Raw genomic sequence first — 24,370 nt, 5'->3', positions numbered from 1 at the left:
GCGACAGCCTGACGGGCCGGAGGTGACTGGAGGTTGAACGGCTCAGCCGGCGAAATTATCCTTTGCGGCGCGGCGCTCGGCCAGCTCGCCGGCCGACGCGGCCCGCACGAAGGGGTTGGTCGCGCGTTCGAGCGCGATCGTGGTGGGCACCGTGGGCGTGCCCGCCGCGCGTGCGGCTTCGACTTCGCGCAGCCGCTCGGCGATCGCCGCGTTGTCGGGCTCGGCGGCGCGGGCGTAGCGCGCGTTGGAGAGCGTGTATTCGTGCGCGCAGAAGACGCGCGTGTCTTGGGGCAGCAGCGCGAAGCGCTGGAGCGCGGCGTGCATCTGTTCGGGCGTACCCTCGAACAGCCGGCCGCACCCCATCGCGAACATCGTGTCGCCGCAGAACAGCATCGCGGGATCGGCGAAGTGAAAGCTCACATGGCCCGCGGTGTGCGCCGGCGTCTCCATCACCACGGCTTCATGTGCGCCGATCGCCACGCGATCGCCCTCGGCAACGCTATGGTCGGCGGTCGGAATCTTCGCAGCTTCGGCGGCGGGTGCGGTCACGGTCGCGCCGTGCGCTTCCTTGATCGCGGCGTTACCCGCGGTGTGATCGGGATGCCAGTGCGTGTTCCACACCTGTCCGATATGCCAGCCGCGCGCATCGGCCTCGGCGAGCACCGGCGCGGCATCGCCCGGATCGATCACCACCGTCTCGCCCGACACCGCATCGTGCAGCAGGAAGATGTAGTTGTCGCTGAGCGCCGGCACGACGACGACTTCGATCTCCCCGCCGCCCATGTCACCAGCTCCCCGTATTGGGCATCGACTTCCACGGCTCGGCAGGATCGAGCTGGCCCTTCTGCAACAGCTCGATCGAGATGCCGTCGGGCGACTTCACGAACGCCATGTGCCCGTCGCGGGGAGGGCGGTTGATGGTGACGCCGCCGTCCATCAGCCGCTGGCACGTTTCGTAGATGTTATCGACGCGGTAGGCGAGATGGCCGAAGTTGCGCCCGCCCGTATAGGTCTCGGGCGCGCTGCCGTCTTCGGGCGGCCAGTTGTAGGTCAGCTCGACCTCGGCCTTCGCGCGCTCGCCGGGCGCGTTCATGTCCTCGTCGGCGGCCAGGAAGATGAGCGTGAATCGGCCTGCTTCGTTTTCCATCCGGCGCACTTCGCGCAGACCAAGCAGCTCGAAGAAGGCGATCGTCGCGTCGGGATCGGCGACGCGGATCATGGTGTGCAGATAGTGCATGGGGCGGCTCCTTTGCCCGCCAGATAGGAAGCTTAGTCGGCTGCCGCCACCACCTCGTCAATCGCTTGGAGGATGATCGCGATGTCGGCGTCGCGCGACAGGCGATGGTCGCCATCCTTGATTAGCACTGTGCGCACATCGTCGGCGGCGATGAGTTGCACCAGCCGGCAGGCGCGCTCCCACGGCACCTCGGCGTCGCGCATGCCCTGGATCAGCCGCGCCGGCACGGCGAGCGGGATGGTGCCGAACATCAATCGGTTCGCCTCGCCCGAAGCCCAGAAGGCGCGCGTGGTGACGGTGGGCGTGTCGGCATAGGGCGAGGGCTTCTCGATCCGCCCTTCGGTGAGTAGCGCGGTCTTGTCCTCGGCGGTGAAACCCCAGTCGGTGAAGTCGGGGGCGGGCGCGATGCCGACAAAGCCCGCGATCCGATCGGGCCGCGCCTTCGCGACGAGCAGCGCGATCCAGCCGCCCATCGACGATCCGACGAGCAGCACCGGACCCTCGATCACCTGATCGACGATCAGCAGCGCATCGTCGCGCCAGTCGGCGAGCGTATAATCCTCGAAGCTGCCTTCGCTCTCGCCGCAGCCGCGATAGTCAAAGCGCACGCACGCGCGACCGTTCTCCTTCGCCCACGCCTCGATCGCGAGCGCCTTGGTGCCGTGCATGTCGCTGGCATAGCCCGGCAGGAACAAGATGGTGGGGCCGGCGCCTTCGGTGACGCGAAAGGCGATGCGCGCGTCGGCGGGCGCAGGCGCAGCGGGGGGCGTATCGGTCATCGGTGGTCCTTCGCGGCATCGAGCATCGCCACCAGGTCGGCAGCAAGCTGGCTGAGGCTGTCGTCGCGCGCGCCCATCACGACGATCCGGTCGCCGGGGCGGGCCTGCGCGGCGAGATGCGCGGCGGCGGCGGCGCGATCGGGAATGTGGCGCGCGCGCGCACCCTGCGCCGCCAGATCGGCGACGATGTCGGCGCTGGTCACTTCGCGGCTGGTGGTGCCGCCCTGATAGACGGGATCGGGCAGTACCAGCAGGTCGCCCTCGCGCAGCCTCGCTGCGAACATCGCCACCAGTTCGGCGCGCATCACCTTGAGCGGGCCATAGCCATGCGGCTGGAACAGCGCGAGCACGCGGCCCGGGAAGGCGTGCAGCGTATCGAGCGTGGCGGCGATCTTGTCGGGGTTGTGGCCGAAATCGTCGATCACCGCCACGCCGCCGCCGACGCCCGCCAGCTCGAAGCGGCGCTTGAGGCCGGTGAATCCTTCGACGGCGCTCGCGGCTTCGGCAAGCGGAATGCCCGCCGCGCGCGCCGCGCCGATCGCGGCGAGCGCATTGGCGACGTTGTGCCGGCCGGGCACGCCCAGGCGCACCGCGATGCGCTGGCCTTCGCCCGCAAGCTCGAAGCGGATCGCGAACGGCTCGGGCACGAGATCGGTGGCGACGAGATCGGCTTCGCCTTCCACCGCCACCGTGATGCGCCGCGCAGGCGCGATGCCGGCGACGAGTGCGGCCACTTCGGGATCGCCCACATTGGCGACGACATGGCCCGCCGCCTCGACGAAACCGCCGAACAGCGCGCGCAGCTCGGCCATCGGCTTGTGGTCGAGCGTCAGGTTGTTGAGCACCGCGACGTGCGGGCGGTACATCGCGATCGATCCGTCGCTTTCATCGACTTCGCTGACGAACGCTTCGCCGCTCCCCGTCAGCGCGCTGGCAAAGGGGCGGGCGGGATCGGCGAAGTTGGTCATCACCGCGCCGTTCATCACCACCGGATCGCGCCCGCAGGCGTGCAGGATCCAGCCGATCATGCCCGTGACGGTCGACTTGCCCGAGGTGCCCGCGATGCCGATGCCTATCGGCGCGGCGTTGAACAATTCGGCCAGCAGTGCCGCACGGCGTACCACGGTGGCACCGACGCGTCGCGCCGCCACCATGTCGGCCACATCATCCTCGACCGCGGCGGAGGCGACGACGATCTGGTCCGCGCGCACGATACCGCTGCCGTCCTGCGGGTGCAGCGCCACGCCCAGATCGGCGAGCGCCCCGAACTTGGCGGGCACGCCGCCGCGGTCGAGCGCGCGATCCGACCCCGCGATGCGCGCGCCGCGCGCCGCCAGGATCATCGCCAGCGGCATCATGCCCGATCCGCCGATGCCGACGAAGAAATAGGATTGCGCCTCGCTCATCGCCGCCGCGCTATCGGCCGCCCGGCCGATCGGCAAGCCCCGCCCCTCGACTTGGGAGCCGCGCGCGATAAGGATGCGCGCCCATGAAGATCGCCGTCTGCGCCCCCGCCCGCTCGATCCAGCCGCTCGCCGCCGCGCGCGGACAGGCCTTCGCGGCGCTCTACTTCCCGCAGGCCGAGCTGGTCTATGATCCGCAGTGCTTCGTCGTCGAAGGGCATTTCGCCGGCAACGATGCGCTGCGCGCCGAGACGCTTCTGCGCTACGCCAACGATCCCGCCTTCGACGCCATCTGGTTCGCGCGCGGCGGCTATGGCTCGAACCGCATTCTCGACGAGGTGCTGCCCGCGCTCGGCCCGGCGGCGCGCGAGAAGACCTATATGGGTTATTCGGACATGGGGTTCCTGCTGGGCGCGCTCTATGCGCGGGGCATCGGCAAACCCGTGCATGGCCCGATGTCGACCGAGGCGACCGAAGCCAACCGCGCCGCCCCCATCTGGCGCGCGCTGGCGTGGCTGACGGCACAGGACCGCCGCGCGCTCGAACCCAGCCTTGGCGACGGGCGGCCGGGGGCGGCGTTCAACATGGCGATCCTGACGGCAATGCTCGGCACGCCCTATGTCCCCGACCTCACCGATCATGTGCTGATGCTCGAGGAAGTGGGCGAGGCGGTGTATCGGATCGACCGGATGATGTGGCAGATCGCCAGGGCCACGCAGTTGCGCGGGATTGCCGGCATAAGGCTGGGCAGCGTGACCGCGATCACCGAAGGCGCGGGCGAGGCCGAGTTCGGCGAAAGCCTCGACGGCATCATGCAGCGCTGGTGCCGCGAAATGGGCGTGCCCTATCTCGGCCGCGCGCGCGTGGGGCACGACGCCGACAACCATGTGGTGCCCTTCGGGGTGGCGTAGCGCCACCGCCAACGATATTGACCCGGCGCATAACCGTTTGTCGAAAGCTGCCTGCATGTCCGCGATGTTCAAGATCACGCTGCCCGATGGTTCGATCCGCGAGGTAGCGCCGGGGACTACCCCCGCAGACATCGCCGCGGCGATCGGCCCGGGACTTGCCAAGGCGGCGATGGCGGCGCGCGTCGATGGCGAGGTGCGCGATATCATGCGCCCCTTCGAGGGCGATGCGCAACTGGCGCTTATCACCGCGAAGGACGAGGCCGACGCGCTCGAGCTCGTTCGCCATGATTATGCGCACATCCTCGCCGAGGCGGTACAGAAGCTGTTTCCGGGCACGCAGATTACCTTCGGCCCTTCGACCGACGACGGCTTCTACTACGATTTCGCCCCCGCCGAGCGCCCATTCACCGAGGACGACCTGCCGGCAATCGAGGAGGAGATGCGCCGCATCATCGCGCGCGACGAGCCGCTCATCCGCGAAGTCTGGTCGCGCGAGGACCTGATCGCGCGCTGGCGTGAACAGGGCGAGACGTTCAAGGCCGAATGGGCCGCCGAACTCCCCGATGGCGAGGAACTGACGGTCTATCGCGCCGGCCGCGGCGAGGACGCGTGGCTCGACATGTGCCGCGGCCCGCACCTCGCCTCGACGGGCAAGGTCGCGCCCGACGCCTTCAGGCTGACGCGCGTATCGGGCGCCTATTGGCGCGGCGACCAGAAGAACGCGATGCTCAGCCGCATCTACGGCACCGGCTGGCTCAACAGGAAGCAGCTCGACGCGCACCTCCACCGGCTCGAGGAAGCTGCCAAGCGCGACCATCGCAAGCTCGGCCAGGAAATGGACCTGTTCCACTTGCAGGCCGAAGCGCATGGCAGCGTCTTCTGGCACCCCAACGGCTTCGTCATCTGGCGCGAGCTCGAATCCTATATGCGCCGCGCGATCGACGCGGCAGGCTATAGCGAGGTCAAGACGCCGCAGGTGATGGACGCGCGCCAGTGGGAACAGTCGGGGCATTGGGGCAAGTATCGCGAGAACATGTTCGTCATTCCCGACGAGGTGCCCAACGTCGAGGATGAAGGCCCGATCGTCAGCAACGATGCCGACTGGATGGCGCTCAAGCCGATGAACTGCCCGGCGCACGTCCTGATCTTCCGTCAGGGGATCAAGTCGTATCGCGACCTGCCGCTCCGGCTCTACGAGAATGGCTGCTGCCACCGCAACGAGCCGCATGGCGCGCTCCACGGGCTGATGCGCGTGCGCCAGTTCACGCAGGACGACGCGCACATTTTCTGCCGCGAGGACCAGATCGTCGCCGAAGTGCGCGCCTTTTGCGAACTCGCCGATCGTATCTACAAGGATTTCGGCTTCACCTATTCGATCAAGCTCGCGCTGCGCCCCGAGAAGCGTTTCGGGACCGATCAGATGTGGGATCTGGCCGAGACCGAGCTGCGCAACGCCGTGGTCGAGGCGGGGCTGGCGACCGCGGAATATGGATGGGAGGAACTGCCTGGCGAAGGCGCCTTCTATGCGCCCAAGCTCGAATGGCACCTGACCGACGCGATCGGGCGGACATGGCAGGTAGGCACGATCCAGTCCGACCGCGTGCTGCCCGAGCGGCTCGATGCAAGCTATGTCGGCGAGGATGGCGAGCGCCACCGCCCGATCATGCTCCACCGCGCGATCTTCGGCAGCTATGAGCGCTTCATCGGCATCCTCATCGAGCATTTCGCCGGCCGTCTGCCAGTGTGGCTCGCGCCGACCCAGGCAGTCATCGCGACGATCGTCTCCGATGCCGATGGCTATGCGCGCGAGGTCGAGGGCAAGCTCAGGGCCGCGGGCATCCGCACCGAGGCCGATCTTCGCAATGAGAAGATCAACTACAAGGTGCGCGAGCACAGCCTTGCCAAAGTCCCCCACCTGCTGGTGGTGGGCAAGCGCGAGGCCGAGGAAGGCGCCGTCGCCGTGCGCACGCTGGGCCGCGAGGGGCAGCGCGTGATGCCGCTCGACGAGGCGCTGGCGATGCTGCGGCAGGAGGCGACGCCGCCCGATCTGTGCTAAGGGAGGCGCGATGACCGTCTTTCAGAACATCCGCAAAGGCCTGATCCCCGCCCGCCTGACGGTGGATGAGGTGTTCGCGCTCACCGAATCGGGGGTCATCGCCGAGAGCGAGAACATCGAGCTGATCGACGGGAAGATTGTGCCAATGGCAGCGGCAAAGGCGAGTGCGCACGAGCGCATGAAGTCCCGATTGATCGAATGGCTGGTCATGCGGAAGCCGCGCGAGCTCGGCGTATATGCCGAGTCCTCTCTTGCCCTTGACGCGGGCACGCTGGTCGAGCCAGACATCGCAGTCTGGCCGCGCGATCTGGCGTCGCGCGACGCGCGGGGACCGGACGTTGTTCTGCTGATCGAGGTCGCGGACAGTTCGCTGTCCTACGACATCCATGTGAAGGCACCGCTCTACGCGCGCTACGGTGTGCGCGACTATTGGGTGGTCGACGCGGTCCGCCAGACGATCCGCATCCATCGCGCGCCTGAGGATGGCATGTTTACCGATGTCGAGGAATATGAGGCACACAATAGCGTCGCGCCGCTGTTGCTTCCCGGCATCACTCTGCGGCTCGACACGCTCGATTGACGGCCGCGCGGGATCGAAACACGGCAATACGCTTTCATTCGCCCGCGCGAATCACTATTTTGCCCCTTGGTCCTACAAACAGGAGAATCCGCTATACGCCCCCCAATGCGGCGCCCGAGGGCGCCCCCGCCGATGAACGGCCCGCGCTTCAACGAATTCATCCAGTCGCCCAAGGTCCGCGTGATCGACCAGGACGGTGAGAATCTGGGTGTGATGTACACGCGCGAGGCGATGGAGCAGGCCAAGGGTGTCGGCCTCGACCTGGTCGAGGTGTCGCCCAATGCCGACCCGCCCGTCGCCAAGTTCCTCGACGTCGGCAAGTACAAGTACGAGGCGCAGAAGAAGGCGAACCTCGCACGCAAGTCGCAGAAGACGCAGGAGATCAAGGAGATCAAGATGCGTCCGAACATCGACGACCACGATTACGACGTGAAGATGCGCTCGATCCACAAGTTCATCGGCGAAGGCGACAAGGTGAAGGTCACGCTGCGCTTTCGCGGTCGCGAGCTTTCGCATGGCCAGCTCGGCATGCAACTGCTCCAGCGCGTCCAGGCCGATTGCGCCGAGGATGCCAAGGTCGAGAGCTATCCGCGCATGGAAGGCCGTCAGATGCTGATGGTGCTCTCCCCCAAATAAGCGATCCGGGCGGCCGTCAGTCCCCACCGCCGCCGTCGCTGCCCCCATCCGATCCGCCGTCGCCGCCCTCGGGGGCGGTGTCGTCGTTCTCGCGCCGGTCGCGACTGCCGCCTGTCGATCCCTCGGCATGGCCGCCGTCGCGCGCCGGTCGGCGTGAAGGGCCACGCCGACGCCGGATCATGCGCCGCGTGAGCACGCCGCGCACCACGATCACCGCGGCCACGGTGGCACCGAGCAGGATCACCGTCGATGTCGGCAGCGCTTCGCCGGGGGCGTTCGCCGTCAGCAGGAATGCGACGGCAATGAGCAGGGCTGTGCGGGTCACTGCGGCGGCAATTCCCACAATTCGATCGCGTTTCCCTCGGGATCATGGATGCGCGCGAAGCGACCGGCCTCGGGCGAATCCCATTCCTCGCGTGTCTCGATTGCGATGCCTGCGGCGTTCAGCCTTTCGAGCATTTCGTCGAGCGCGGTAACGCGCAGGTTGAGCATGAATGCCTTGTCGGCGGCAAAATAATCTGTGTCGGCCTTGAACGGCGCGAACACCACAGGCCCGCCCTGAGCCATCCAGCACCATTCGCGCGCCTCGCCCGCATCCTCGGCGGCAAGGCCCGCGCCCACGCCCAGATGCTCGCGATACCATTCGCCGAGCGCTTCCGGGTCGGTCGCGCGGAAGAACAGTCCGCCAATTCCCTGTACCGGCATCGCGATCTCCCTTCGGCCCGGATATATCACGCTGCGCGCGCCAGATCGACGTCGCCTGTCGCGGCATCGAGCAATCGCCGCTCGATTGTCTTCAGCCGCCCGCTCGAGTCGATCTTGTCGCCGATCAGGTCGGTTACGTAGAAGGTGTCGACCGCGCGCTCGCCATAGGTCGCGACATGCGCCGAGTGGATCGTTACCTTCGACTGGAACAGCGCGTGCGCGAGGTGGAACAGCAGCGCCGGGCGATCGCGCGCATTGACCTCGATCACGGTGAAGCGGTTCGACGCCTTGTTGTCGATCAGCACCGCGGGCTGCACGGCGAACGTCTCGGCGCGCAGCCGCGGCAGCGGCTTGGCCTTAAGCTTCTCGCTCAGCTTGGCGCGGTTGGCTAGAGCGTCGGTGATCGCGCCGTGCAGCCGCTGCAGCTGGCCGGGCTCATCGAACGGCCGGCCAAGCGGGTCTTGGACGAGGAAATTGTCGAGCGCCATACCGGTGCGCGTCGTGTGGATGCGCGCGTCGATGATGTTGCCGCCGGCGGCATGGATCGCGCCTGCCACGCGATAGAAAAGGCCCGGATGGTCCGATGCGTGGATCGTCACCAGCGTGGCGCCGCGCTCGGCGTGTGGCTGCGCGTCGATCGACAGCGCCGCATCGCCGGCGCGCGCGATGAGCCGTGCATTGTGTTCGAGTACGTCGGCAGGCTCGGCGACCCAATAGGCGTCGGGCAGGGTGCGCACGAGCCGGTCATAGGCTTCCTGCGACCAGCCCAGCCGCTCGGCCAGCGCCGCCTGCTTGGCGGCGATGCGCTCGCTGCGACCCTTCTGCTTGTGTCCGAGCCGCAGCACTTCCTCGGCCGATTCGAACAGGTTGGTCAGCAGCTGGCGTTTCCAGCCGTTCCAGGTGCCCGGTCCCACGGCCCGGATATCGACGATGGTGAGCACCAGCAGCATCATCAGCCGCTGCGGGCTGGCGACATGCCCCGAGAAATCGAGGATCGTCTTGAAGTCCGAAAGGTCGCGCTTGAAGGCCGTGGCCGACATCAGCAGGTGCCAGCGCACCAGCCAGGCGACCGTCTCGGTCTCGGCACCGCTCAGTCCCAGCCGCGGGCACAGCCGCTCGGCCACCTCGGCGCCCAGCACCGAATGATCGCCACCGCGCCCCTTGGCGATGTCGTGCAGCAGCACCGCGACGTAGAGCGCGCGTCGGGACACGATATGCCCGAAGATCGCGGTGGCGAGCGGATGGTCCTCGGCCAGCGATCCGCTCTCGATGCGCGCGAGCAGGCCGACGGCGCGGATGGTGTGCTCGTCGACGGTATAGTGGTGATACATATCGAACTGCATCTGCGCGACGACGCGGCCGAAATCGGGCACGAAGCGCCCGAACACGCCCGCCTCGTTCATCCAGCGCAGCACCGTCTCGGGGTCGCGCGGGCTGGTGAGCACGTCGAGGAACAGCGCGTTGGCGCGGGGATCGTCGCGATGCTCGTCGATCAGCTTGGCGTCGCGCGCGGCGGCGCGCATCGCCAGCGGATGAATTTCGAGGCCGTGCTGGTCGGCGAGCGCGAAGATTTCGAGCAGACGCACAGGGTCGTCGCGGAAATAATCGTCATGCGGCAGCGCCAGCCGGCCGCGATCGAGCACGAAGCCCTTCAGCCTTCGGGGACTGCGCCGGATCGTGGGCAGGCCGAAGCGCCGGCCGCGAGCGGCGAACGTCTCGTCGAGTTGCGCGAGGAAGACGCCCGTCAGGTCGCCCACCGTCTTGGCCTGAAGGAAGTAGAACTGCATGAAGCGCTCGACTGCCGACTTGCCCGGCCGGTCGGCGTAGCGCATTCGCTCGGCGATCTCGCGCTGCATGTCGAAGGTCAGACGGTCCTCGGCGCGGCCCGCGATCAGATGCAGGTGGCAGCGTACCGCCCAGAGAAAGTTCTCTGCGCGATTGAAACGGCGATATTCGCGCGCGCTGAGCACGCCCTTGCCGACGAGCTCGGCGGCGCGCTGCACCTCATAGGCGTCCTTGCCGATCCAGAACAACGTGTGCAGGTCGCGCAGCCCGCCCTTGCCTTCCTTGACATTGGGCTCGACGACGTAGCGGCTGTCGCCCATCTTCCTGTGGCGGGCATCACGCTCGGCAAGCTTCTCGGCGACGAAGCCACGTGTGTCGCCCTGCACCTCGACGCGGAAGCGCCGCGCCGCTTCGTCGTACAGCGCGGTATCGCCCCAGACGTAGCGCGCCTCGAGCAGCGCGGTGCGCACCGTCACGTCGCTGCGCGCCATCTTGACCATCTCGTCGATCGAGCGCGACGAATGGCCGACCTTCAGGCCCATGTCCCAGAGCGCGTACAGCATCGATTCGATGACCTGCTCGCACCAGCCGGTGCGCTTCCACGGCGTGAGGAAGCCGAGGTCGACGTCCGAATGCGGCGCCATCTCGCCGCGGCCATAGCCACCGGCCGCGATCAGCGTCATGCGCTCGGCGGCGGTGGGATTGTTGTTGGGGTAGAGCCGCTGGACAGTGAAATCCCACAACAGCCGCAGCAGCTGGTCCATCAGGAAGCCATAGGCCGCGGCGGTCTCTAACCCGCGCGTGGGGTGCTCGGCGAACCGCCGTTCGATCTCGGCACGGCCCGCCGCCATTGCATCGGCAAGCAGCATGGTGCCGGCCTTGCGCAATGCGGTCGCATCGGCGCCCTCGAGCACGGCGAGCGCGTCGGCGATGGTCCGCCGGTCGATGATCGCCCGGCGGTTGGGCAGTGTGGCAAAACGGGGCGGCATCCACTCTAGATAGGGCGCAACGCCTGCGGGGTCATCCCACCCCGGTACGCCCGGTGTCAGGCCGCGACACTCGACAGGAAATCGTCGGCGGCGTCCTTCAGCGCGGCAAGTCGCCCGTGCACGTCCGAAAAGCCCGCCTGCAACGCCTCGATCTCGGCGCTCATCCCCGCACTGTCCTCGCGGATGAGGTCGACGGTGCCCGAAGCCGAATCGGCGGCGAGCGCGGTTTCGTCAACGGCGGCGGTGATGGCGGTGACGGTCTGCGCCTGCACTTCCATGGCGTGGCGGATGCGGTGCGCCGACTCCTGCACTTCGCTCACCGTCGCACGGATCGATGCCGAGGTGTCGACGGTCGAGCGCGTCGCCGACTGGATCGCAGCAATCTTGGCGGCGATGTCGTCGGTCGCGCGCGCGGTCTGGTTGGCGAGGCTCTTCACCTCCTGCGCGACGACGGCGAAGCCGCGCCCCGCATCGCCCGCGCGTGCCGCCTCGATCGTGGCGTTGAGCGCGAGCAGGTTGGTCTGGCCGGCGATCTCGCGGATCAGCCCCAGGATCGACTCGATCGACTTGGCATGGTCGCTGAGCGCGCCCGAGGTCTCGACCGCCTCGCCCGCCTGCCGGCTGGCGCGCGTCGCGATCTCGGCGGCAGCCTCGACTTCGCTGCGCGCATCCTCGATCGCACGGATCAGCCCCGCGGCGGTCTGCGCCGCCTCGCGCATCGCCACCGCCGATTCCTCGGCAGTTGCCGCCACCATGTTCGCCTTGCCCATCATCGACCGCACCGTGCCCGACGCCGCCTGTGCCTGCGCGCGGATCCGGTCGCTGAGGCTCGATGCCCCATCGATCGACGCGGCGATGTCGGCGCGGAAGCGATCGGCGCGCGACTGGCGCTGTTCGCGTTCGCTCGCGGCGTCGCGGTTGCCCAGATAGCTCGCCATTACGCCAGCCTCGATCAGCGCGAGCCGCTGCACGACATCGGCCAGCCGCCGCATGCGCGGCACGTCGCCCGCGCATTTGGCTTCGAGCAGCGCCATGGTGTGGCTGTGCGCGAACGCCAGCGCCGAAAGCAGCGCGGGCAGCGGCACGAGGCTGCGCGAAGACTTCTCGGCATGGTTCTCGGCCAACCGCGCCCATTCGGGGTCGTCGGGCCGCTCATATTTGACGCGCGCATAATGAGCGCTGCGCGCTCGCTCGCGCGCCATCACCTGCGGATTGATGCCGGGCTTCAGGTGCGCGGCGGCAGGCAGATCGAGATAATGCCGCCAGAAGGCTTCGGAGATGCCGTCGAACTCGTCGGCGAGCAGCGCCGCGACCTCGTGCGCGCCGGCTACCAGCGTCGAGTCCCAGTCATAATCGGCGAGCCTTTCGGCGATGCTGCGGTTCCTGCCGCTCCAGCGCCTATCTCCCGGACCTTCCATCCAAACGCCCCCTTGCGCGTCAGGCCGCGACCTTGCCGACGAAATCGCCAGCGCTGTTCTTCAGCGTGCCGAGCTGCCCTTCGAGCGCCACGAAGCCTTGGCCCACCCGGTCGATGCCGGTCGCTACGGTCTCGGTATCCTCGCGGATCGCGGCGATCGTCATCGACATCGAATCGGCGGCGAGCGCGGTTTCGTCGACGGCGGCGGTGATGGCGGTGACGGTCTGCGCCTGCACTTCCATCGCGTGGCGGATGCGGTGCGCCGAATCCTGCACCTCGCTCACCGTCGCGCGGATCGATGCCGAGGTGTCGACGGTCGAGCGCGTCGCCGACTGGATCGCAGCGATCTTGGCGGCGATGTCGTCGGTCGCGCGCGCAGTCTGGTTGGCGAGGCTTTTTACTTCCTGCGCGACGACGGCGAAGCCGCGCCCGGCATCGCCCGCGCGTGCCGCCTCGATCGTGGCGTTGAGCGCCAGCAGATTGGTCTGCCCCGCGATCTCGCGGATCAGCCCCAGGATCGATTCGATCGACTTGGCATGGTCGCTGAGCGCGCCCGAGGTCTCGACCGCTTCGCCCGCCTGCCGGCTGGCACGCGTCGCGATCTCGGCGGCGGCCTCGACTTCGCTGCGCGCATCCTCGATCGCGCGGATCAGCCCCGCGGCGGTCTGCGCCGCCTCGCGCATCGCCACGGCAGACTGCTCGGCCGCGGCGGCGACTTCGCTCGCCTTGCCGAGCATCCCGCGGGCCGAGGCCGAGGTCGCCTGTGCCTGTGTGCGCAGCGTCTCGCCCTCACGCGAGGCGATCTCGACGCTCGAGCCGATGCTGGCGCGGAAATCGCCGGCCAGCCGCTCGCGCGCGCGCTCGGCGCCATGGGCGGTATGCGCATTGTATATCTCGACCGTCAGGTCGATCTCGAGTGCCGAAAGGCGCATCAGCGTATCGATCGCGGCTGCGAAACCGGCATCGTCGCGGGCCATGCGCTGTAACAGGATGTCGAGCGCCACGCGGTCGCTCGCGTTTACCATCGCGAGCAGCGCCATCGGCGGCACGTCGGCGGCATAGGCTGCGGCGACCGCGCGTTCGATCGCCTCGACCCAGGCGCGACCGCCGGTGTCAAGAAAGCGGTTGCGCAGGAAGGTGACGCCGGCATCGATCGCACGCTGCCCGTCGAGCGGCGCCCAGTCGCCCGCATCGTCGAAGCAGCGACGCCAGTGCGACCAATAGGCTTCGGCGATCGTGCGGGCCTCGGGTTCGATGATCGCCCATACCGCTCGCGCGCCCGTCGCCATCGATCCGTCGACGTCGAACACGCGCAGCCGCGCCGCGAGGTCGATTCGCGCACTTATCGAGCCGGGGGCGGGCAAATCCTTGGCAGTTGGCACGCTGTGCTGATCCTCGAATGCAATGGCCGGCGCGACCGACTTCGCGCGACATGGACGAAGGGCTAGCGTGTCAGGCGTTAAGGCGGGGTTAGTCAGCGGCCTGCGGGTTGCATCCCCGCGCGCCCCGCTCCATTAGCGCGTGCGAAAGGAACCGCCCTTGGCCACCAAACCCGTCCAACGTCCGCTTTCCCCCCATCTCGGCATCTACAAATGGGGTCCGGCGATGCTCGTCTCGATCCTGCACCGGGCGACCGGCGACGGGATGGCGCTGGTCGGCACGTTCCTGGTCGTGGCGTGGCTCGCCTGCGCGGCGGCGGGCCCCGATGCCTATGCGGCGTTCATGGGCTGGTTCACGCAGGCCGATGGCGGTCTCAATCCACTCGGCTATCTTGTCGGCATCGGCCTCACCTGGTCGCTGTTCCAGCACATGGCCTCGGGTGTGCGGCATCTGTTTCTCGATGTCGGCGCCGGATACGAACTGCGCGTCAATCGCCAGGGCGCCGTCGCGACGATCGCCTTCTCGGCGGTCGCGACGATCGCCTTCTGGGCGTTCGTGTTGGTGGGGAAGTAAGATGGGTTCGGGAAGCAGCATCGGCCGCGTACGCGGCCTCGGCAGCGCCAAGGAAGGCGCGCATCACTGGTGGAACCAGCGGCTGACGGCGGGCTCGAACCTGCTCTTGACCCTGTGGTTCCTCGTCTCGGTCGCGCTGCTGCCGGCCTATGACTGGGCGACCGTCTCGGCGTGGCTCGGCTCGGCCTGGGCGGCAGTGCCGCTGGCGCTGATGCTGCTCAGCGTCCTCTATCACGCGCGGCTCGGCCTGCAGGTGGTGATCGAGGATTATGCCCATGCCGAAACGCGCGTCGTGCTGATGGTGCTGATGCACTTCTTCATTGTCGGCGCGGGCGCGGTCGCGCTGTTCTCGATCCTCAAGCTCGCCTTCACGGCTGGAGCCATCGTCCCATGAGCGAAGCGTACAAGATCATCGACCATACCTATGACGCCGTGGTCGTCGGCGCTGGCGGATCGGGCCTGCGCGCGACGATGGGCATCGCCGAGGCGGGCCTCAAGACCGCGTGCATCACCAAGGTGTTTCCCACGCGCAGCCATACCGTGGCAGCGCAGGGCGGCATCGCCGCGTCGCTCGGCAACATGGGGCCCGATCACTGGACGTGGCACATGTACGATACCGTCAAGGGATCGGACTGGCTGGGCGATCAGGACGCGATCGAATATCTGTGCCGTGAGGCGCCGCAGGCTGTGTACGAGCTCGAACATGCCGGCGTGCCGTTCAGCCGCACCGAGGCGGGCAAGATCTATCAGCGCCCGTTCGGCGGGATGATGCAGAATATGGGCGAGGGGCCGCCCGCGCAGCGCACCTGCGCCGCCGCCGACCGCACCGGCCATGCAATGCTCCACGCGCTCTACCAGCAGAGCCTGAAGTACGACGCCGATTTCTTCATCGAATATTTCGCGCTCGACCTCATCATGGAGAACGGTCGCTGCCGCGGCGTGATCGCTCTGTGCATGGAAGACGGATCGATCCATCGCTTCCGGGCGCATTCGGTGGTGCTGGCGACGGGCGGCTATGGCCGCGTCTATCAGTCGGCCACCTCGGCGCACACCTGCACGGGTGACGGCAACGCCATGGTGCTGCGTGCAGGGCTGCCGTTGCAGGACATGGAGTTCGTGCAGTTCCACCCGACCGGCATTTACGGCGCCGGCGTGCTCATTACCGAAGGCGCGCGCGGCGAGGGGGGGTATCTCACCAACTCCGAGGGCGAGCGGTTCATGGAGCGCTATGCGCCGAGCGCCAAGGACCTGGCATCGCGCGACGTGGTGAGCCGTTCGATGGCGATGGAAATCCGCGAGGGTCGCGGCGTGGGCATGGAAGGCGACCACATCTTCCTGCATCTCGACCATATTGATCCCAAGGTGCTCGCCGAGCGGCTTCCCGGCATCACCGAGACGGGCAAGATCTTCGCCGGCGTCGATCTGACGCGCCAGCCGCTGCCGGTCGTACCCACGGTGCATTACAATATGGGCGGCATCCCGACCAATTATCACGGTGAGGTCGTCCACATCCGCGACGGCAATCCCGATGCGGTGGTGCCGGGTCTCTATGCCGTGGGCGAAGCGGCGTGCGTGTCGGTGCACGGCGCCAACCGTCTGGGCTCGAACAGCCTGATCGATCTGGTGGTGTTCGGTCGCGCGACGGGGCTGCGGATCAAGGAAACGCTCAAGCCCGGTACGCCGCACGATACGCTGCCGAGCGATTCGGCCGAGATGGCGATCGGCCGCCTCGATCATTTCCGCAACGCCAAGGGTGCCACGCCGACCGCGCAGCTTCGTGGCGAGATGCAGAAGACGATGCAGCGCCACGCCGCCGTCTTCCGCACCGACGAGCTGATGGCCGAGGGCGTTTCCAAGATGGACGCGATCTATGCCGGCATGCAGGACGTCAACGTCACCGATCGCTCGCTGATCTGGAACACTGATCTCGTCGAGACGCTCGAGCTCGACAATCTGATGGGCCAAGCGCTGGTGACGATCCGCTCGGCGCTGAACCGCAAGGAATCGCGCGGCGCACACATGCACGAGGACTTCCCCGATCGTCACGACGACGAGTGGATGAAGCACACCGTCGCCAGCTTCGACGGCTGGGGCGGCAATGGCGGCGCGACGACCATCGCCTATCGCCCGGTGCACGACTACACGCTCACCGACGACATCGAGTATATCAAGCCCAAGAAGCGGGTATATTGATCCGGCGCGGCCCGCGCCCCTGGCGCCGGGCCGCAATGCGCGCGCATGATGCCGTCGATATGGCGACGGGCACGGTGCGGGGCGGAACCAAAGCTACGTCGCTTGGTTCGGCGAAGCGGTGAACGCGGGGATAATCGACGGCCTGGTCTATGCCGGTCTGGCGGCGCTTGCCGCTGCCGGGGGATGGATCGCACTTCGCCCGCTGCTTGCCGCGCGCTCGCGTGCCCCGCGCCGTCGGGGTTCGGTCCGTCATTTCGCCATTCCCTCGCCGCCCGAAAGGCCCGCCGCCATGTCCGACGTTTCGCAGCCCGCTCCCAGCGTGCAACCGATCGAGAACCCGCTTGACCCCGAAATCGTGCCCAATGATCGCCCACCCAGCATAGGCAGCGCGAACGGCACGGGCATCAACGACTATCCGTTGCTGGCATCGCCGCATGTCGCGCTTGCCGGCCCCGTCGACCATGCGATGTACACGAGCTTCCGCGAGCAGCTCGCCAACGCGCCGACGGGCGAGACGACTGTCATCTCGATCTCGACGCTTGGCGGTGATCCCGAGGTGGCGCGGCTGATGGGCGACGACATCCGGCTGATGCGCGAGGCGCAGGGCCGCGAGTTCCTCTTCCTCGGCAAGGTGGCGGTCTATTCGGCGGGTGCCACCTTCATGTCGGCATTTCCGGTCGACAAGCGCTTTCTCACCAAGGGCACGCGCGTCATGATCCACGAGCGGATCATGAACAAGACGATCGAGATTTCGGGCCCGCTCAAGACCTGCATCGCCAATCTCAAGGCCAATCTGCACGAGATCGAGCATTCGATCCTGATCGAGGAGGAAGGCTTCCGCGCGATCGTCGAGGGTTCGCGCGTTTCGTTCGACGATCTGGTGCGGCGTGCGCCCGAGAACTGGTACATCGAGGCCGACGAGGCACGCACGCTGGGGCTGGTGCTCGACGTCGTGTGATCGCCCCAAGCCGGTATTTGCATCCGGCCTGCGGGCTATGTATCCGCTCGGAAGCTTGAACGGGTGGGGGCGCCCCCCACCTTGTTCGGGAGCAAAGGAAACGAGCGGATCATGGCCACCTTCACCCTGCCCAAGAACAGCGTCATCAAGAAGGAGGGGCGCGTCCACAAGGCGCCCGCCGGCGCCAAGCGAGTGAAGGCGTTCAAGATCTATCGCTACGATCCCGATTCGGGCGAGAATCCGCGTTACGACCGCTTCGAGCTCGATCTCGACGATTGCGGGCCGATGGTGCTCGACGCGCTCATCAAGCTCAAGGCCGAGGCCGATCCCTCGCTCACCTTCCGTCGTTCGTGCCGCGAGGGCATCTGCGGCTCGTGCTCGATGAACATCGACGGCACCAATACGCTCGCCTGCACCAAGGCGATCGAGGACGTGAAGGGCGAGGTGAAGATCACGCCGCTGCCGCACATGGACGTCATCAAGGATCTGGTTCCTGACTTCACGCATTTCTACGCACAATATGCCTCGATCAAGCCGTGGCTCCAGACGGTCACGCCGCCGCCTTCGGGCAAGGAGCGCCTGCAGAGCCCCGAGGACCGCGCCAAGCTCGACGGCCTCTACGAGTGCATCCTGTGCGCATGCTGCTCGACCTCGTGCCCCAGCTACTGGTGGAATTCGGACAAGTTCCTGGGTCCGGCGATCCTGCTCCAAGCCTATCGCTGGCTGGCCGACAGCCGCGACGAGATGACCGGCGAGCGGCTCGACAGCCTCGAGGACCCGTTCCGGCTGTATCGCTGCCACACGATCATGAACTGCGCCAATACCTGCCCTAAGGGCCTCAATCCCGCCAAGGCCATCGCCGAGACCAAAAAGATGGTCGCCGAACGTATCGTGTAACCCGAAAGGAAGCGTCGCATGATCGAAGCCGGCTCGATACTCGAAGGCGGATGCCTGTGTGGTGCGATCCGCTACCGGCTGACGGGGCCGAGCCTGTTCGTCTCGCAATGCTGCTGCCGCGATTGCCAGAAGGCGACGGGCACCGGGCACACCACGATCGTCGGCATCGACAAGTCGCAGCTCGCGATTCAGGGTACGCCCAAGACCTACACCAATCACGGCGATACCGGCGGTGACGTGACGCGGCACTTCTGCGGCGAGTGTGGCGGGCGGCTCTACACGTCGGGTACGTTGCCGGGCGAAATCATCATGGTGCAGGCCGGATCGCTCGACGATCCGAGCGCGATCAGCCCGCAGAGCGTCATCTACGTGAAGGATGCGCCCGTCTGGGACCGGTTCGATCCCGCGCTGCCGCAGTTCGAGGCGATGCAGCCGCGCCACACGCACCGCGAGGCCGCGCGCTGAGGTCGCACCCCGGTTGACAGCAAGACGGCGCGTGTCGAGGGGTGGCGCGCGAACGGAGTGCCGCGTTGACCGATTTGCCCCACCAGCCTTTCCGCTATTTTCCCGATCCCGATCTGCCCGGCTGGCATCGCTGGGAAATGACCGATCCGACGCGCTTCAACGCGTTTCTCGCGCCGATCTCGGTACGTGTCGAAGGTGAGCGCGTCGCGCGCGTGCGGATGGTGCCGCAGCGCCTCCATTCGAATCTGCGCGACCATGTGCATGGCGGCGCGCTGCTGGGGTTCATGGACGTCGCTACCTTCGCCGGCGCGCGCGCGCTGGGGCTGATGCAGGCGCCGGCGGCCACGGTCGATCTGTCGGCGCAGTTCATCGCCGGCGCCGATGCCTCGCGCCCGATCGAAGCCGTGGTCGAGCTGTTGCGCGAGACGGCGCGCATGTTCTTCGTGCGCGGGCTGATCGTGCAGAACGAGACGGCGTGCGCGAGTTTCGCCTGCACTGCGCGCAAGGGTGGCGCGGCGCGCGCATGATGCAGGTGCTCGCCGCCTATCATGCGCTGGTGGAAGCAGGCGAACTGCGGCCCGATGCCGATCAGTTGGCGGCCGCCGAGCGGCTCGACACGCTGGCGGCGGCGCTCGAATCGGCGCCGAAGAAAGGCAGCCTGTTGTGGCGCGTGCTCGGCCGCGCGCCCGAGCCGCCGCGCGGCGTATATCTGTGGGGCGGGGTGGGGCGCGGCAAGTCGATGCTGATGGACCTGTTCTACGATCACGTCGCGGTACGGCGGAAGCGTCGAGTGCATTTCCATGCCTTCATGATCGAGGTGCACGCGCGCCTGCATGCCGAGCGTCGCAACCAGACGGGCGATCCCATCGCTCCCGTTGCCGCCGCGCTGGTGGGCGAGACGCGGTTGCTGGCGTTCGACGAGATGGTCATCAACAACAGCGCCGATGCGATGGTGCTGTCGCGTCTGTTCACCGCGATGCTGGGGCACGGCCTCACCATGGTCGCGACGTCGAACCGGCCGCCGCGCGATCTCTACAAGGACGGTCTCAACCGCGAGCATTTCCTGCCCTTCATCGACCTGATCGAAGCGCAGATGGACGTGCTGCCGCTCAACGGCCCCGTCGATTATCGCCGCGACCGGCTGGGCGCGATCGACACCTGGCTGACGCCCAACGGTGCAGAGGCGACGGCGGCGCTCTCGGCGGCGTTCTTCCGCCTGACCGACTATCCGCCCGAGGACCGCGCGCACGTACCCGCGTGCGAACTCGACGTGGGCGGCGGGCGGATGCTGCACGTGCCCAAATGCCTGAAAGGTGTGGCGGTGTTCAGCTTCAAGCGCCTGTGCGGCGAGGCGCGCGGCGCACCCGACTATCTCGCCGTCGCGCGGCGGTTCCATACCGTCGTCATCGTCGGCATCCCGCGGCTGGGTCCGGAAAACCGCAACGAGGCGGCGCGCTTCGTCACGCTGATCGACGCGCTGTACGAGCACAAGGTCAAGCTGCTCGCGGCTGCCGATGCCGCGCCCGAACAGCTCTACGAAGCGGGCGACGGCGCCTTCGAGTTCGAGCGCACCGTCAGCCGCCTCAACGAGATGCGCTCGGATGCCTATATGGCACTGGGCCACGGCACCGTTTGAACGCGCGCGACCGATCGAGTATGGCGCACGCAGGAACGGACCGCGGCGTATCGGCGGTTCCGGTGAGAATGACATGACGAGCAAATCGCTACCCTTTCGATTTCTGGCGTTGACCGGCGCGGTAGCGGCGACGACCGCCGCCCATGCGCAGATCGCTCCCGCTCCCGCCGCCCCGCGCAGCATCACGCTGCCGCCTTCGTCGGTCGCACCGCAGGCGATGCCAGTGCCGGTCATCCAGCCGGTGCCCGAGCTTCCCCGACTGACTCCCGAGCAGGCAACCGAGCTGGCACAACTGCTCGAGGCCAACAGCGCCGAACAGGGGCTGCGCCGCGTGGATGCCGCCGTCGCGGTGCCCGAGGCGCACGACGCGCTGGTGCGCGCCGCGCTCGATCATGCGAGCGCGGTCCGCACCGGCCGGCTCGACACCGCCGATTTCCAGTCGGACTGGGCGCTCAGGCCCGGCACGTTCGATCCGCTGCCCGGTTTCGCCAAGGCGGTCGCCGATGACCGCATCACTGCCTGGTTCGCTTCGCTGCCGCCGCCCTATGCCGGCTATGAGGGGCTGAAGGCGGGGCTTACGCGCTACCGCGCGATCGTTGCCAAGGGGGGCTGGCAGGCGCTGCCCGATGGTCCCGATCTGGCGCAGGGGGCCAAGGGCGCGCGCGTGGCGGCGCTGCGCAAGCGCCTGGCGATCGAGGATGGCGAGGTTGCGGCTACCGGCGACAGCTTCGACGCCGAGCTCAAGGCCGCCGTCGTGCGCGCGCAGCGGCGCTACGGCCTCAACCCCAGCGGACTCGTTTCGAAGCAGACGCTGGCGGCGCTCAACGTGCCCGCGCGCGATCGCGTCCGCCAGATCATGGCGAACATGGAACGCTGGCGCTGGATGCCGACGCAGATGCCCAAGGATCGCGTGCAGGTGAACATCGCCGCTGCGGTGCTGACGGTTTTCGAGGGCGACCAGCCGGTGATGTCGATGAAGGCGGTTACGGGCAAGCCCGATGGCGGCGAGACTCCGATGCTCGCCTCGACGATCCATTCGGTGGTGCTCAATCCGCCGTGGAACGTGCCGTCGAGCATCGCCAATGCCGAGCTCTGGCCCAAGGGCATGGGCTATCTCAAGGCCAATGGCTTCCGCGTGATCGGCGAGGGCGAGGGGCGGCGGCTGCAACAGGCATCGGGCGACACCAGCGCGCTCGGCCGCTTCAAGTTCGATTTCGACAACCCGTTCGCGGTCTATCTGCACGATACGCCTGCCAAGGCAGGGTTCAGCCGGTTCGACCGGCTCGCGAGCCATGGCTGCATCCGGCTCGAAAAGCCTGATGCGCTTGCCAAGCGGCTGCTGCGCGACGTGCCCGAGTGGAGCGAGGCCGCGATCGACGAGCAGGTGACGACGACGACCAAGACGGTGCGCGCGCGCCTCAACACGCCGGTCGAGGTCTATCTGCTCTACTGGACCGCCTTCGCCAGCGCGAACGGCGCGATGAACTTCCGCGCCGATCCCTATGGCTGGGACGGCGTGCTCGCCGACAAGATCGAACGCCGCGCCGCAGCGCAGGTCGCGGCGCGCTGAACGACAACCAGGGATATCGAACGATGCACTCGCGCCTTGCCGCTCTCGCGCTTTCGCCGCTCTTGATGCTGGCCGCCTGTTCGGGCGAGCCCGAGGTGCCCGCCGAGCCCGGCCCCGACAACAGCTATTCGGAACCCGAGCCGCTGCCCACGCCCGAGCCGCTGCCGAGCCTCGCGCCGCTGCCCGAGCCGACGCCAACGCCCAGCCCCACGCCGACGCCCGAGCCGCTGGCCGAGGACGAGCAGATGCTCGAGGATGCCGATGCCGTCGGCATGACCGCGCGGATCGACCGCAGCGCGCCGGCTCCCGACGCCACCGGCACGCCCGAGCCGCTGCTGCCGGTCGAGGAGTAGGCCGCATCCCCCTTGCGCGCTGCGCCCAACCCGCGTAGAGGCGCCCACCTTGGTCGGGGCGTAGCGCAGCCTGGTAGCGCATCACACTGGGGGTGTGGGGGTCGCAGGTTCGAATCCTGTCGCCCCGACCAGAATCTCACATCGCCGGCATTCAGTCCTGCGGCAGCGCCGCCAGAAACGCGCGGACTCGCTCGTCGATCGGTGCCGGCCGGCCCGTCGGCAGATCGACGTTCACCACTACCATGTCGATCGCGGCGTGCAGCGCGCCCGTGTCGGCGTGCGCCAGCTCGTAGCGCTGGACGATACTGGTGTGGCCGATCCGCTCGATTCGCGCGAACGCCTCGATCGTGTCGCCCCAGATGAACGGCTTCAGATAGTCGATCTCGCTGCGGCGGACGTGGAATTCGGTGTCGGTCCATAGCGGCCCGAGCGCGGGGGCGATGCCCGTCCATTCCCAGAACTCGGTCGCGGCGACGTCGACATATTCTAGGTAGCGCGAATTGAAGACCACCTTCTGCCCGTCGATCTCGGCATAGCGGACGCGAAAGCGCGTCGAGAAGGCGAAGCCGGGGCGGGGCATGCGGCCGGTCAGCCCGCCTGCGCGACGGGGGCATTGACGCCCATCGATTGCAGATAGCGGCGGATGTTGCGGGCCGCCTGGCGCAGGCGCTGCTCGTTCTCGACCATCGCGATGCGCACATAGCCCTCGCCGTCCTCGCCATATCCGACGCCCGGCGCGACGGCGACCTTGGCTTGGGTGAGCAATTGCTTGGAAAACTCAAGGCTGCCCATTTCGCGCAGCGCCGGCGGCAATGATGCCCAGGCGAACATGCTGGCGGCGGGCGGCGGAATGTCCCAGCCGGCGCGGCCGAACGCCTCGACCATCACGTCGCGCCGCTTGTGATAGAGCTGGCGGTTGGTCTCGACGATGTCCTGCGGTCCGTTGAGCGCCGCGCACGCCGCCGCCTGAATGGGGGTGAACGCGCCGTAATCAAGATACGACTTCACGCGCGTCATCGCCGCGATCAGCCGCGCATTGCCTACCGCGAACCCCATGCGCCAGCCCGCCATCGAATAGGTCTTCGAGAGCGAGGTGAACTCGATCGCCACGTCCTTGGCACCCGGCACTTCGAGGATCGAGCGCGTCGGGCGGCCGTCGAAATAGAGCTCCGAATAGGCGAGGTCGGAAAGCACCCAGACCCTGTTCTCCTTCGCCCATGCGACCAGCCGTTCGTAGAACGCCAGATCGACCGTCTCGGCGGTGGGGTTCGAGGGGTAGTTGACGACGAGGATGCTGGGCCGCGGCACCGTGAACGCCATCGCGCGATCGAGGCTGCGGAAATATTCCTCGTTCGGCGTCGTCGGCACGCTGCGGATCGTGGCGCCGGCGATGATGAAGCCGAAGGTGTGGATCGGGTAGCTTGGATTGGGCGCCAGCACGACATCGCCGGGCGCGGTGATCGCGGTGGCGAGGCTCGCCAGCCCTTCCTTCGACCCCATCGTCACGACGACCTCGGTCTCGGGATCGACGTCGACACCGAAGCGGCGGCCGTAATAATTGGCCTGTGCGCGCCTGAGGCCCGGAATACCCTTCGACTGCGAATAGCCATGCGCCGAGGGCTTGCGCGCGACCTCGCACAATTTGTCGATGACGTGCGGCGGCGGCGGCAGATCGGGATTGCCCATCCCCAGGTCGATGATGTCCTCGCCGCCCGCGCGCGCCGCTGCCCGCATCGCATTGACTTCGGCGATCACATAGGGCGGCAGGCGTTTGATGCGGTAGAATTCGTCGGACATGCGTTGAACCTTTCAAGCGGGGCGATGCGCGGGTTCACGCGCGCCGCCCC

Annotated in this window: 25 protein-coding genes and 1 tRNA gene; 15 read left to right on the top strand and 11 right to left on the bottom strand. The window is 67.6% G+C overall.

The window, feature by feature from the left end; genetic code table 11:
- Window positions 1-42 precede the first annotated feature (42 nt).
- From gloB to FBR43_RS14275, 4 genes are read right to left on the bottom strand one after another with little or no spacing between them, the layout of a single operon-like run.
- Window positions 43-783, bottom strand: a complete 741-nt coding sequence (gloB, locus tag FBR43_RS14290; protein WP_136943727.1) for a hydroxyacylglutathione hydrolase — start codon at window positions 781-783, stop codon at window positions 43-45.
- A gap of 1 nt (window position 784) precedes the next feature.
- On the bottom strand, window positions 785-1,237 hold the full coding sequence (locus FBR43_RS14285) for a VOC family protein (RefSeq protein WP_136943726.1): 453 nt from the start codon (window positions 1,235-1,237) through the stop codon (window positions 785-787).
- 32 nt (window positions 1,238-1,269) lie between these two features.
- A complete protein-coding gene (locus FBR43_RS14280) occupies window positions 1,270-2,016 on the bottom strand; it encodes an alpha/beta fold hydrolase (RefSeq protein WP_136943725.1) in 747 nt (248 codons plus the stop codon).
- Window positions 2,013-3,422 carry a glutamate ligase domain-containing protein gene (locus tag FBR43_RS14275; protein ID WP_136944249.1) on the bottom strand — a complete coding sequence of 470 codons (1,410 nt, stop codon included), beginning with the start codon at window positions 3,420-3,422 and terminating at the stop codon, window positions 2,013-2,015. Before FBR43_RS14275 ends, FBR43_RS14280 begins: the two co-directional genes overlap by 4 nt.
- Window positions 3,423-3,505: 83 nt before the next feature.
- On the opposite strand from FBR43_RS14275, the gene FBR43_RS14270 reads away from it, so the two are divergent.
- The 4 genes from FBR43_RS14270 to infC all read left to right on the top strand — a co-directional run bounded on the left by FBR43_RS14270 (window position 3,506) and on the right by infC (window position 7,602).
- Window positions 3,506-4,330, top strand: coding sequence for an LD-carboxypeptidase (locus FBR43_RS14270; RefSeq protein ID WP_136943724.1), 825 nt, complete (start codon window positions 3,506-3,508; stop codon window positions 4,328-4,330).
- 55 nt (window positions 4,331-4,385) lie between these two features.
- Window positions 4,386-6,386, top strand: a complete 2,001-nt coding sequence (gene thrS / locus FBR43_RS14265; protein WP_136943723.1) for a threonine--tRNA ligase — start codon at window positions 4,386-4,388, stop codon at window positions 6,384-6,386.
- 10 nt (window positions 6,387-6,396) lie between these two features.
- The gene (locus tag FBR43_RS14260) at window positions 6,397-6,966 is read left to right on the top strand and encodes a Uma2 family endonuclease (RefSeq protein WP_136943722.1); all 570 of its coding nucleotides are present in this window, start codon (window positions 6,397-6,399) and stop codon (window positions 6,964-6,966) included.
- Between the two features lie 105 nt (window positions 6,967-7,071).
- Window positions 7,072-7,602, top strand: a complete 531-nt coding sequence (infC, locus tag FBR43_RS14255; RefSeq protein WP_136943721.1) for a translation initiation factor IF-3 — start codon at window positions 7,072-7,074, stop codon at window positions 7,600-7,602.
- A 16-nt stretch (window positions 7,603-7,618) separates the two neighbouring features.
- Here infC and FBR43_RS14250 read toward each other — a convergent pair whose 3' ends face one another.
- Genes FBR43_RS14250 through FBR43_RS14230 form a run of 5 tightly spaced genes read right to left on the bottom strand, consistent with a single transcriptional unit; the run spans window position 7,619 to window position 13,862 of the window.
- Window positions 7,619-7,927, bottom strand: a complete 309-nt coding sequence (locus FBR43_RS14250) for a hypothetical protein (protein ID WP_136943720.1) — start codon at window positions 7,925-7,927, stop codon at window positions 7,619-7,621.
- On the bottom strand, window positions 7,924-8,307 hold the full coding sequence (locus FBR43_RS14245) for a VOC family protein (RefSeq protein ID WP_136943719.1): 384 nt from the start codon (window positions 8,305-8,307) through the stop codon (window positions 7,924-7,926). Before FBR43_RS14245 ends, FBR43_RS14250 begins: the two co-directional genes overlap by 4 nt.
- A gap of 26 nt (window positions 8,308-8,333) precedes the next feature.
- Window positions 8,334-11,081, bottom strand: coding sequence for a [protein-PII] uridylyltransferase (locus FBR43_RS14240; RefSeq protein ID WP_136943718.1), 2,748 nt, complete (start codon window positions 11,079-11,081; stop codon window positions 8,334-8,336).
- A 56-nt stretch (window positions 11,082-11,137) separates the two neighbouring features.
- On the bottom strand, window positions 11,138-12,499 hold the full coding sequence (locus tag FBR43_RS14235) for a methyl-accepting chemotaxis protein (protein ID WP_136943717.1): 1,362 nt from the start codon (window positions 12,497-12,499) through the stop codon (window positions 11,138-11,140).
- A gap of 19 nt (window positions 12,500-12,518) precedes the next feature.
- Window positions 12,519-13,862 carry a methyl-accepting chemotaxis protein gene (locus tag FBR43_RS14230; RefSeq protein WP_136944248.1) on the bottom strand — a complete coding sequence of 448 codons (1,344 nt, stop codon included), beginning with the start codon at window positions 13,860-13,862 and terminating at the stop codon, window positions 12,519-12,521.
- Window positions 13,863-14,037: 175 nt separating this feature from the next.
- On the opposite strand from FBR43_RS14230, the gene sdhC reads away from it, so the two are divergent.
- The 11 genes from sdhC (at window position 14,038) to FBR43_RS14175 (ending at window position 22,654) form a co-directional block, all read left to right on the top strand.
- Window positions 14,038-14,451 carry a succinate dehydrogenase, cytochrome b556 subunit gene (gene sdhC, locus FBR43_RS14225; RefSeq protein WP_136943716.1) on the top strand — a complete coding sequence of 138 codons (414 nt, stop codon included), beginning with the start codon at window positions 14,038-14,040 and terminating at the stop codon, window positions 14,449-14,451.
- Window position 14,452: 1 nt separating this feature from the next.
- A complete protein-coding gene (sdhD, locus tag FBR43_RS14220; protein WP_136943715.1) occupies window positions 14,453-14,845 on the top strand; it encodes a succinate dehydrogenase, hydrophobic membrane anchor protein in 393 nt (130 codons plus the stop codon).
- A complete protein-coding gene (sdhA, locus tag FBR43_RS14215; protein WP_136943714.1) occupies window positions 14,842-16,644 on the top strand; it encodes a succinate dehydrogenase flavoprotein subunit in 1,803 nt (600 codons plus the stop codon). The genes sdhD and sdhA overlap by 4 nt, the downstream gene beginning before the upstream one ends.
- Before the next feature lie 118 nt (window positions 16,645-16,762).
- Window positions 16,763-17,602 (top strand): hypothetical protein, encoded by an 840-nt coding sequence (locus FBR43_RS14210; RefSeq protein WP_449448564.1) that lies wholly within the window; start codon window positions 16,763-16,765, stop codon window positions 17,600-17,602.
- A 111-nt stretch (window positions 17,603-17,713) separates the two neighbouring features.
- Window positions 17,714-18,499 carry a succinate dehydrogenase iron-sulfur subunit gene (locus FBR43_RS14205; protein WP_136943713.1) on the top strand — a complete coding sequence of 262 codons (786 nt, stop codon included), beginning with the start codon at window positions 17,714-17,716 and terminating at the stop codon, window positions 18,497-18,499.
- A gap of 18 nt (window positions 18,500-18,517) precedes the next feature.
- The gene (locus FBR43_RS14200) at window positions 18,518-18,964 is read left to right on the top strand and encodes a GFA family protein (RefSeq protein ID WP_136943712.1); all 447 of its coding nucleotides are present in this window, start codon (window positions 18,518-18,520) and stop codon (window positions 18,962-18,964) included.
- A 65-nt stretch (window positions 18,965-19,029) separates the two neighbouring features.
- On the top strand, window positions 19,030-19,491 hold the full coding sequence (locus tag FBR43_RS14195) for a PaaI family thioesterase (protein WP_249276608.1): 462 nt from the start codon (window positions 19,030-19,032) through the stop codon (window positions 19,489-19,491).
- Complete coding sequence (gene zapE / locus FBR43_RS14190) at window positions 19,488-20,600, top strand: cell division protein ZapE (protein WP_136944245.1); 1,113 nt, start codon at window positions 19,488-19,490, stop codon at window positions 20,598-20,600. The genes FBR43_RS14195 and zapE overlap by 4 nt, the downstream gene beginning before the upstream one ends.
- A gap of 73 nt (window positions 20,601-20,673) precedes the next feature.
- The gene (locus FBR43_RS14185) at window positions 20,674-22,170 is read left to right on the top strand and encodes a L,D-transpeptidase family protein (protein ID WP_136943711.1); all 1,497 of its coding nucleotides are present in this window, start codon (window positions 20,674-20,676) and stop codon (window positions 22,168-22,170) included.
- Between the two features lie 23 nt (window positions 22,171-22,193).
- Complete coding sequence (locus tag FBR43_RS16235; protein ID WP_169542624.1) at window positions 22,194-22,523, top strand: hypothetical protein; 330 nt, start codon at window positions 22,194-22,196, stop codon at window positions 22,521-22,523.
- A gap of 54 nt (window positions 22,524-22,577) precedes the next feature.
- Window positions 22,578-22,654 (top strand) — tRNA-Pro (locus FBR43_RS14175).
- Between the two features lie 20 nt (window positions 22,655-22,674).
- Here FBR43_RS14175 and FBR43_RS14170 read toward each other — a convergent pair.
- Window positions 22,675-23,103 (bottom strand): acyl-CoA thioesterase, encoded by a 429-nt coding sequence (locus tag FBR43_RS14170; protein ID WP_136943710.1) that lies wholly within the window; start codon window positions 23,101-23,103, stop codon window positions 22,675-22,677.
- 8 nt (window positions 23,104-23,111) lie between these two features.
- Entirely contained in the window at window positions 23,112-24,320 is a 1,209-nt protein-coding gene (locus tag FBR43_RS14165; RefSeq protein ID WP_136943709.1) for an LL-diaminopimelate aminotransferase, read from the bottom strand.
- Window positions 24,321-24,370 lie beyond the last annotated feature (50 nt).

The sequence above is a fragment of the Sphingomonas baiyangensis genome (assembly GCF_005144715.1).
Lineage (GTDB): Bacteria > Pseudomonadota > Alphaproteobacteria > Sphingomonadales > Sphingomonadaceae > Sphingomonas > Sphingomonas baiyangensis.
This window is presented reverse-complemented; position numbering and strand designations above follow the sequence as displayed.